This is a genomic window from Kitasatospora sp. NPDC043950 (genome assembly GCF_056435345.1).
This window is the reverse complement of the sequence record NZ_JBWKER010000127.1, coordinates 1-3,326: the sequence shown is the minus strand read 5'-3', so window position 1 is coordinate 3,326 and position 3,326 is coordinate 1. Positions and strand designations below refer to the sequence as shown.

Genomic DNA, 3,326 nt, shown 5'->3' with positions numbered 1-3,326 from the left:
CCCCCCCCCCCCCCCCCCCCCCCCCCCCCCCCCCCCCCCCCCCCCCCCCCCCCCCCCCCCCCCCCCCCCCCCCCCCCCCCCCCCCCCCCCCGCGGAGGTGCCCGGGATCAGCCGTGGAGGTAGACGATGCCGAGTTTGGTGAGCTGCCAGAGCTGGGTCGCGGCGCCGGTGTCGGTGGCGAGTTCGACGGCGGGGTTGCCCTTGGCGTCGAGGGTGGTGCCGGGGGCGATCACCTTGGTCGGGTCCTGGGAGTCGGCGATCTTGTAGCGGCCACCACCGGCCGGCTTGAGGACCCAGTGCTGGTTGCCGCCGCCGTTGCAACGCCACTGCTGGATGCGGGTGCCGGCGGCGGTGGAGGCGGCGTTGGCGTCCAGGCACATGTCCCGGTTGCCGCTGAAGTCGAGCTCGTAGCTGCCGCCGGCCTTGGCCTCCAGGACGAAGGACTGGTTGAGCCCGCCGGTGGCCGGATAGGTGATGGCGGCCCGGCCGTTGGTGGAGTCGCCGTAGGTGCCGCCGCCGGTGAGGTCGAGCGCGTTGCCGCTGGCCGCGTTGGTGAGCTGGTACCAGGAGCCGTCCTCGGGGACGTCCGCGAACGGCTGCCCGGGGGTGAGCGGCTGGATGGAGGTGGTGTTCTGCTGGTTGAGGGTGCAGTAGGCCTGCGCCAGTTCGGGCTTGGCGAAGAACTGGCCGAGGCAGACGCCCTCGCCTCGGTAGCCGGCCACCCTCAGGTGGTACGACTGGCGGACCATGTTCATGCACAGCCCGGGGATGCCGATCTGCGAGTCGCAGCCGTTGCGGGCCCACTCGGCGAGGTTGATGACGTCCCCGTTGCTGTACTCGTACGGGGAACTGGTCCACTCCGCGCAGACCTCGTGGCCGAAGGCGACCCGCCGCTGGTCGAGGTAGCGCACGCCGGGCACCTGCTCGGCGGCGCCGCGCAGCGCGTCGCTGAAGGTCGGCACCACCCAGTTGTGGCCCCAGGCCAGGTCCTCGGGGAAGGCCGGGCAGCCGTCGGCGACCTTGCCGAGGTAGTCGTTGCGCCGGATGTCCGGGGTGATCGGATTGAAGTACGACTGGTAGACCAGCTGGTACGAGGAGTCGGCGTAGCCCGCCTTCCGCATGGTCTGCCGGATGTTCTGGAGCGCGGCGACGACCTTGGGCTGGACCCGCTTGGCGCGCTGGACGATCTCGTCGCTGCCGATGGTGTCGCGGCAGCCCTGGTCCTTGGGGATCGGGAAGTACTGCGCGAGGCAGTGCATCATGATCCCGCTGAAGTCGAAGTCGTCGTTGGCGCCGATCGTGACGACGACCATCTTCACGTCGTACCTGCCCGCCGCGTCGGCGAGTTTGACGTCCTGTTTGGGCTCGCCGAAGTCGCCGCTGCCGGAGCCGGTGACCTTGGCGAGTTCGGGATCGCTGACCAGGTCGCCGGTCTGGGCACCGGAGCAGGCGAGGTCGATCGGGGTGACCCCGGGGATGTCGGTGACGAAGATCTCCGACTTGGGGTGCCGGTGGCAGTAGTTGGTGGGGCTGTCGGTCTCCGGGAAGTAGCCGTCGTTGGTGTCGGTGCCGGCGCCCTCCCCGGAGATGGCGCTGTCGCCCAGGGCGACGATGGCGGCCGGGCGGGTGGCGCCGGCCGCGGGGGCCGGGTCGGCGAGGGCGGCGGGGGCGCCGGCCAGGCCGAGGGCGGCGACGAGGGCGCCGGTGGCGAGCAGTGCGCCGTACGGGGAGCGGCGCGCCACCGTCCGGGGCCGCCGCGCCGCTGTCAGTCGGGACCTGATCACACGCGACTCCTTGCGGGGGGGGGTGGGGGGCCGCCCGGCCGGGCGCCGAGCGGCGCGGAGCAAGAAAGGTGAGCAGGTCTCATATTCTAGGTACTGACAAGTAACGCAACAAGGCTTGCGACACCGCCGGAACCTGACGCCCCGACACGCCCCCGGACATGCGGAGAGCCGCCGCCCCGCGCCCCAGGAGGGAAGCGCGGAACGGCGGCTCGTACCGGCCGAACCGGGAGCAGGATCAGCCCAGGTTGGCGCAGTGGTTGCCGAACGCCGGGTTCAGCAGGCCGATGATGTCGATGGTGTTGCCGCACAGGTTGACCGGCACGTGAACCGGAACCTGAACCTGGTTGCCCGAGATGACACCGGGGGAACCCGCGGCGACACCCTCGGCGCCGGAGCTGGCCATCGCGGTGCCGGCGCCGGCGGCCACGATGCCCACCACGGCCGCGCCGACGGCGGCGGTCTTCTTGATGCTCATACGAGCCTCCTGACTGTTCATACAGAGATGCACGGGGAGTGCGACATCAAGAACGACACCCACCCGGGCCGGTTGCGACAGTGGACGCACTGTCACCCATCCGGCCCAACGGGGACGGCGACCGGCATTCGGGTGATCAGCGGACCGGACCGTTTCCCCTCGCGCGGTGCCTCGTTCTCTCTGGCGGAACACGATCCACCCGGTCCCCTTCACACGAATCGAGTACCGCCCATGCGCAAGCTCGCCCACGGCGTCGTCGGCACCGCGGCCAGCGCCGCCCTGCTCGCCGCCGGCGCCGGCGTCGCATCCGCCCACCACCTGCACGGCGCGTCCGCCGAGGGTGTCGCGGCCGGCTCGGCCGGCGTGGTCTCGGGCAACTCGGTGGAGGTGCCCGTGCACATTCCGCTCAACGTGTGCGGCAACTCGATCGACGTGGTGGGCCTTCTGAACCCGGCGTTCGGCAATAACTGCCTCAGCGCCTGACCGGGAATTCCCCTGGTCGCACCTCCGCCCGAACCGCTCCCGGCCGTGCGGGAATTGTTCGCGAGGTGCTGGAAGAACGCGGCGGCCGCGTCGACGCCCGAGCCATGGGCGAAACACGCCGGTGTGCGCCGCCGGAGTGACAATCACGGCAATCCCCAGAAGCCAGCGGGTGAGTATTCGTGCTCGCCCGGCTCCCGACATTTCCCATCCGTCGGGCAGAAAACGGAGGAAAGACATGCGCAACTTCAAGAAGGCCGCCGTCCTGTCCCTGGCCGCCACCGGTCTGGTCCTCGGTGCCGCCGGCGGTGCGTTCGCCAGCTCCGGCGCCGAGGGCGTGGCCGCCGGCTCCCCCGGCGTGCTCTCCGGCAACCAGATCCAGATCCCGGTGCACGTCCCGATCAACCTGTGCGGCAACTCCATCAACGTCATCGGCCTGCTCAACCCGGCGTTCGGCAACACCTGCGTCAACGCCGGCTGAACCGGCCGTCGCCGCACCGTCGACAGCTGATTCACCGAGTGGCGGGGGGGGGGGGGGGGGGGGGGGGGGGGGGGGGGCGCGCTGGGGGGGGGGGGGGGGGCCGGTG

4 protein-coding genes are annotated in these 3,326 nt (G+C 71.5%); 2 read left to right on the top strand and 2 right to left on the bottom strand.

Annotated features, from left to right (window positions below; translation table 11 throughout):
• Positions 1-107: 107 nt before the first annotated feature.
• Entirely contained in the window at positions 108-1,784 is a 1,677-nt protein-coding gene (locus tag AC07BF_RS37685) for an RICIN domain-containing protein (protein WP_363587793.1), read from the bottom strand.
• Positions 1,785-2,019: 235 nt separating this feature from the next.
• On the bottom strand, positions 2,020-2,259 hold the full coding sequence (locus tag AC07BF_RS37680) for a chaplin (protein WP_363587791.1): 240 nt from the start codon (positions 2,257-2,259) through the stop codon (positions 2,020-2,022).
• A 231-nt stretch (positions 2,260-2,490) separates the two neighbouring features.
• Here AC07BF_RS37680 and AC07BF_RS37675 point away from each other — a divergent pair, with 231 nt between their 5' ends.
• Complete coding sequence (locus tag AC07BF_RS37675) at positions 2,491-2,742, top strand: chaplin (protein WP_363374899.1); 252 nt, start codon at positions 2,491-2,493, stop codon at positions 2,740-2,742.
• Between the two features lie 235 nt (positions 2,743-2,977).
• Positions 2,978-3,220, top strand: a complete 243-nt coding sequence (locus AC07BF_RS37670) for a chaplin (protein ID WP_363587789.1) — start codon at positions 2,978-2,980, stop codon at positions 3,218-3,220.
• Positions 3,221-3,326 lie beyond the last annotated feature (106 nt).

Bases quoted from the DNA above. Each gene is read 5' to 3' on its own strand.
- AC07BF_RS37680 (WP_363587791.1), bottom strand. From the start codon at position 2,259: ATGAGCATCAAGAAGACCGCCGCCGTCGGCGCGGCCGTGGTGGGCATC.
- AC07BF_RS37675 (WP_363374899.1), top strand. From the start codon at position 2,491: ATGCGCAAGCTCGCCCACGGCGTCGTCGGCACCGCGGCCAGCGCCGCC.
- AC07BF_RS37670 (WP_363587789.1), top strand. From the start codon at position 2,978: ATGCGCAACTTCAAGAAGGCCGCCGTCCTGTCCCTGGCCGCCACCGGT.